This is a genomic window from Neobacillus sp. NPDC093127 (genome assembly GCF_044754175.1).
Taxonomy (GTDB): Bacteria; Bacillota; Bacilli; order Bacillales; family Cytobacillaceae; genus Neobacillus.
This window is the reverse complement of sequence record NZ_JBIVOP010000028.1, coordinates 57,672-63,671: the sequence shown is the minus strand read 5'-3', so window position 1 is coordinate 63,671 and position 6,000 is coordinate 57,672. Positions and strand designations below refer to the sequence as shown.

Genomic DNA, 6,000 nt, shown 5'->3' with positions numbered 1-6,000 from the left:
CAAAATAGCCAACAATCCGAAAAAAATTTCAGAGGGTTGGCTATTCATCGTGCGCACCGTAAGGGTGCGCTATTTTTTTATATTTCGGGCTTACTTCCTTTTCTTTTTTTAGTGAGGTTTATAGATATATGACTCAAATTGTAAGTGGATTGAAGTTTCGAAAACTCCGTTTAAAAGTTGTTAACCTTTTGGACAAGCTTATCATTATTATGAAAATATACTTAATTCTACAAAAGATGACAAAAGAAATATGGAGTATTAACTATTATAAAAATAAACTATAAAGAAAGGGGAAGGGTTACTTAAAATGTACCATATAGGTAGACCTTTTTTTAAGTGTCTACACTATAGGGTACATTTTATAAGTAGTCGTCCCTTTCTTTTTCCATAAACTCGTTTAATACTAAGACAACCGCTGATCTTATAACCATATCAAGGTTGAAATTCGCAATGGCTTCATTTAAAACATCCATATTCAGGTTAAACTGTACTTGAGTCATTTTTATTCCACTTTTCATTGTTTTTCGTGGTTGAAAACAGTGTTGCCAAGAGTGAATAAAATGACTCATATTTTTTACACAATTATACGGACATAATCCTTATAAGAGCTATAAGCGACCGAAGCCGAGGAATTTGGTCAAGTTGGGTAGCTTATAAGAGCTATAAGCTAACGTAGCCGGGGAATTTGTTTGAGTTGGGTAGCTTATAAGAGGTATAAGCTACCGAAACCGGCGAAATTGTCCAACTTAAACAAGATGAAGGACAAATCGATGCCTTTTTTATTAGGGATTAGTCCTTCATGGGCATGATGAAGGACAAATCGTTGTCAATTATGACATATTTCTAGCCACTTACTACACATTTTTCGAAACTTACGACATTTACTGGAAATTAGATGGAAACCCTTCTGGATCTCGGATACTTATGACATATCTTTGAGCACTTATGACATATTTCTAGCCATTTACTACGCATTTTCCGCCACTTATAACCTATTTTTCAAACCTTACGACATTAACTGGATATTAAATGGAATCTCGGAGAATTTCCGACATATTTCTAGCCTAATGCGACCGCCTCGAGAACTTACGTCGTCCTTTCCTCCCAATGTGCAGAATAAGAACGCCATTAGCGAGATAACCACCCCTTGATATTCCGTATATTTCAAACTGCTTAGTGAAATTAATTTTGTTCTGTTGCTGTAAATAAAAGGCAGATGCAATTTGGGCATATTGGCAAGTAATTAAGGTGGATCTTTGATAATTAGTGCCCGCACACTCGTGACTTCAGTCGTGAGTTAGGGCATATTTTTTTGAATTAAAGGTGAATTACAGTACAAATGTTCGGTTTTATGGTAAAATATTCTTATCAAATAGATTTCGGAGGTGAACCAAAAATGGCTAGAAAATCAACCAAACAAAAGAATGAAGAACTAGAGAAAGAAGGAAAAGTTCTACGTCATTATGGATTCAAACTCCGAATGAAACCAAATGAAAAACAAAAAGAACAAATTCATCAAACCGTTGGATGTTCACGTTTTACGTTTAACTTCTATCTCGGCGAACGAAAAGAAGTTTATCAATTAACTCATGAAACCTTAAATGTGGGAGAATTTAAAAAATCATTTAATGTTTTGAAAGAACATTCCATGTTTTCATGGTTAAAAAAGGTGGATAAATTTGCATTGGAGACTGCGATGGAAGCAGTAGAAGATGCATTTCAACGGTTTTTCAAAGGTCAAAATGGATTTCCTAAATTTAAATCGAAGCATAAATCGGAACAATGTTACACAACGAAAGAAACGAATAGAAACATCAAATTAGATATCGAAAAACAAACGATTCAATTGCCTAAATTGGGTCAAGTCAAAGTTCGTCTATCTAAGAAACATCATCAGTTGTTTAAAAATGGGTTGAACGGAAAAATTAAAACAGCCACAATTAAATATCATAGTAGTGGACAGTATACGGTTTCTTTAAAAATGGAAGAAGTGATCGATTTACATGAAACAGTAGATTTTTCTACTGTTTCAGATGATAAGATCAATGGTTTAGATTTAGGATTAAACCATTTTTACATCGATTCCAATGGCAAGAAAGTAGACAATCCCAAGTTTTTAAAAACTAAACTAAAGAAATTAGCCAAGTTACAACGACAGTTGAAAAATAAGAAGATTGGCAGCTCCAATTTTAATAAATTACAACAAAAAATAAGCAAATTGCATCTACATATTGCCAACATGAGAAAGGACTTTTTACATAAAGAATCTCGTAAACTAGTGAACGAAAACCAAGTCATAGTTTTGGAAGATTTGAATGTAAAAGGAATGATTAAAAACAAAAGGTTGGCAAGAAGTATTGCCGATGTAAGCTGGTCCATGTTCAAAACGTTTGTCTCTTATAAAGCTGCTTGGGCAAATAAAAAGGTCATTCTCATTGACCGTTTCTTTGCTTCCTCCAAGCAATGCAATGGTTGTAAAGAGAAAAATACCCTTTTATCTCTTTCTGACAGAGAATGGGTTTGTCCAAAATGTGGAACCACACATGACCGTGACATTAATGCAGCGAGGAACATTAAAGAAGAAGGAATTCGCATTTTACGAACACCTTTATTAGTAACATAGTTTCATCCTTACCGCAGGAACTGCGGGGTGTGCCTGTCAGTATCGAAGATACTGTTTGTCGAGCTTTTGGACAATGGAGAGAGTGTAAGACGCTTCACAGTGGAGTGCAGTTCTCAATGAAGCAGGAATCCCACTCGCTTGGAAGTCTTTAAAAGGGTTTTAGTGTCCGAAAGGACATTAGAATCCTGCGACTTTAGTCGTGGGAGGTTCAAGAGGGAGAAGTAAATGGCTAATAAAAATAAAGACGAGAATATCCATTCAAATGTTTCGAATCGCTCGGTTTATTCAAATCGAAATCTATGGTCCGGGATTCTATTTGGTATCGGTCTAGCCGCCTTTATAGATGAGACCGTTTTTCATCAATTACTGCATTGGCATCATTTTTACGATAAGTCCACAACCGATGTTGGACTGATTTCAGATGGTCTATTTCACGCTTTTAGTTGGTTTGCGACCATTGGCGGTTTGTTTATGCTTGCCGATCTACGGAGACGAAATGCATTTTCGCACATGAGATGGTGGGGAGGAAAGTTCCTTGGTTCAGGCGGTTTCCAACTATATGATGGTACAATCCAGCACAAGCTAATGCGGATTCATCAGATTCGTTACGTGGAGAACGTTGTTGTCTATGACTTAGTATGGAACATATTGGCGATTTTGATGATGATCATTGGCGTCAGCCTTATTTTTCGCACACGACGCAGACCACATTCGGGAAAGGCTGTCTCACATGAACATTCATAACCACATTCATCATACTGATGGGATCGTACCTCAACTGCTCTTAGCCCTGCCATTTATATTGGCATTGTTTATGTATATCCTTGCTGCCGTCCATTCCAGTCGGCGTTACAAGCCATGGCCCTTATACCGAACAGCCTGCTGGACTATTGGCGTTCTCTGTGCGGTTATGGCTGTCGCTGGGCCGCTAGCGAATCGCGCCCACATGGATTTCACCGCACACATGCTCGGTCATTTGCTTTTAGGGATGCTGGCGCCATTGCTTATGGCACTGGCTGCACCGATGACGCTTGTGCTACGAACGCTAAGTATTCCTTTAGCTCGACGTCTTTCACGAATTCTGAGGAGTTGGCCGTCGCGCATACTGACTCATCCTATTGCAGCATCGTTCCTTAATTTAGGAGGACTTTGGTTATTATACACGACAGACTTGTACTCGCTTATGCACGAGAATACACTTTTACATCTCATGGTGCATTTCCATGTATTCGTGGCAGGCTATCTATTCACGATGTCAATGGTTTATATCGACCCGATGCCCCATCGATTTCCTTTTTTGTACCGTTCAATCGTATTAATTATTTCCTTAGCTGGTCATGGCATTCTATCAAAATTCATCTATGCTCACCCGCCTGCTGGTGTAACCTTCGAGCAGGCGAAAATGGGAGGCATGATCATGTACTATGGTGGAGATGCCGTTGATATTGCGATTATCTTTATTCTTTGTTTGCATTGGTTCAGAGCGACCCGTCCTCGAATAGTCCTAACCGCGAGCTAGCAGGGGTAGATCGATTATTGCTAAATTTCTCACAAGGGTTTTTTGTTTCTTTGGCAAATTTAGTTGGTAAAGAGGAGAGTGGTAAGGATGCAGGCAGGGGAGAAGAAAACGTTTATGTATATTCCCTCACTAGGTATTGTTGAATCCTTTAAAACGAGGGACGAAGCAGTGAATGAAAATAACCCGGAAAAGGCAGCTCAGAAAATTTTCGATAATACGGTACTTAGAAGATTGCAGAAGGAATATCCAGGATGCAGGATCATCCAGAATGGGAACAGCTGGTCCATTATACCAACGGAACCAACATAAACACCGGCGGATTTTGACATTATTTCCGAACCTTTTAAGAGGGAAGTCCAGGATGGGACTGGGTTGAGATTGCTTTCAATCAAACGTTTATTTAATGGCGGAAATATATGAAATAGATAAAATGATGTAAGTTCATGTGAAGCTAGTCAATTCCTGTAACTATGTGGGTTATAATCTGCAAATTTCCCCGGCAATTATCGACAACTTTTTTTACAGATTTGCAAAGGAACTTCATATTGATCAATACTTTGCTGCTGTTTCTAACAATGGATTGAATAGTATATCATAGTTGTCATTTCGTCGAATGGATGTCGATTAGTGAAAATAGAGCTTTAAATCTAAAGGGAAGCTGATTAACGTAATCATGCTTCTTTTTTAATCCTCAATTTAAAATTTTCCCTTTGGCTGAAGATTACTCCTTACTCCCATTGAACCTATAATCAAATACCATCGATGAGGGACAGCGCTATGTTTAATCAAACGTTTAATTAACTGACAAAAATTTTGGCCGGTAATCTGAATGAATCCTTTGCCAGTGGGCTTTTCAGCGTATTTAATCAAACGTTTATTTAAATGACAAAATTTTTAGCTGTCAAATGGGTTCATTCCTTCTACTGCGGGTTTCCCTGCCAATTTAATCAAACGATTAATTAGTTTTTCTGTAGGATATTTTGTTGGGGTTTGTCGGTTTAGGAGTGGTGTAGGTTAAAATGGCTGAGCGGAACCAGATATAAAGCCAAGATTCGTCAGTTCTTTTTTGAAATAAAGAGAAGAAACATTGATATCACTAGGATATTCACCAATTTAAACAAACGTTTAATTAACTGACAGAAATTTTAGCCGCCAAATGGTTTAAATCCTTAAATGACGGGATTCCTAGCGTATTTAATTAAACGTTTATTTAGTTTTGATGGAAGGGAATTTTGTTTAGATTTGTCCGTTCGGTGTGCTAAAGGATAAAGCTGAAATGAACTAGTTGAAAAAAAGAAATAGCCTTCAAAATGTTCATTGCTCAAATTGCGAATTATATAGTCCTAGGAATAGGTCTATTTCACGCCCCTAAGCTGCTCATTACCTTAACGGAAATAAGAGGGAATAATGAAGAAAAGTAAGAGCATCAAATATTGCTCATTTAAATTTCCAGCCTCAATTGCGTTTATGGTTCTCTAGTTACAGTAAAAAAATCTCTATGCCTAAGGGGGGACTAAGAGATTTTTTTTATTGTATCAAGGTTTGAGTATTTAGGAATATAGCGGGAAATAATTGAGGTTTGTCAGTTCATCGAAGTGGTCTAATTTCAATAGTAGAATGACTGGATAAATCCATACATTTGTTTCTAAGATTTGTTCTTTGATTTAATTATTTAAATATTTAAAAAATATCTTTACAATTTTGTACGTGTTATTTTATAATGAATTTGTGGAAACGTTACCGCAAATATATACTTTATTTATCAAATTGATAAACGCTATGTTTGATTTAATAGGATTTTAAATGAAAAGTATGTAAAAACGTTACCGCTAGTTATATATACTTTAATCAATAGCTA

The 6,000-nt window shown here is 36.8% G+C and carries 5 protein-coding genes and 1 pseudogene; 5 read left to right on the top strand and 1 reads right to left on the bottom strand.

Annotated elements, in window-relative coordinates; genetic code table 11:
* Nucleotides 1-362: 362 nt before the first annotated feature.
* Nucleotides 363-500: pseudogene (locus ACIQCO_RS25385) on the bottom strand (IS256 family transposase); the annotation flags it as partial.
* A gap of 896 nt (nucleotides 501-1,396) precedes the next feature.
* Here ACIQCO_RS25385 and ACIQCO_RS25380 point away from each other — a divergent pair.
* The 5 genes from ACIQCO_RS25380 to ACIQCO_RS25360 all read left to right on the top strand — a co-directional run bounded on the left by ACIQCO_RS25380 (nucleotide 1,397) and on the right by ACIQCO_RS25360 (nucleotide 4,740).
* Nucleotides 1,397-2,623, top strand: a complete 1,227-nt coding sequence (locus tag ACIQCO_RS25380; RefSeq protein ID WP_400434553.1) for an RNA-guided endonuclease TnpB family protein — start codon at nucleotides 1,397-1,399, stop codon at nucleotides 2,621-2,623.
* A gap of 225 nt (nucleotides 2,624-2,848) precedes the next feature.
* Nucleotides 2,849-3,367 carry a DUF2243 domain-containing protein gene (locus ACIQCO_RS25375; RefSeq protein WP_400434551.1) on the top strand — a complete coding sequence of 173 codons (519 nt, stop codon included), beginning with the start codon at nucleotides 2,849-2,851 and terminating at the stop codon, nucleotides 3,365-3,367.
* A complete protein-coding gene (locus ACIQCO_RS25370) occupies nucleotides 3,354-4,142 on the top strand; it encodes a cytochrome c oxidase assembly protein (RefSeq protein WP_400434549.1) in 789 nt (262 codons plus the stop codon). The genes ACIQCO_RS25375 and ACIQCO_RS25370 overlap by 14 nt, the downstream gene beginning before the upstream one ends.
* Before the next feature lie 87 nt (nucleotides 4,143-4,229).
* Entirely contained in the window at nucleotides 4,230-4,451 is a 222-nt protein-coding gene (locus ACIQCO_RS25365; RefSeq protein ID WP_400434547.1) for a hypothetical protein, read from the top strand.
* 136 nt (nucleotides 4,452-4,587) lie between these two features.
* Nucleotides 4,588-4,740 (top strand): hypothetical protein, encoded by a 153-nt coding sequence (locus tag ACIQCO_RS25360; RefSeq protein WP_400434545.1) that lies wholly within the window; start codon nucleotides 4,588-4,590, stop codon nucleotides 4,738-4,740.
* Nucleotides 4,741-6,000 lie beyond the last annotated feature (1,260 nt).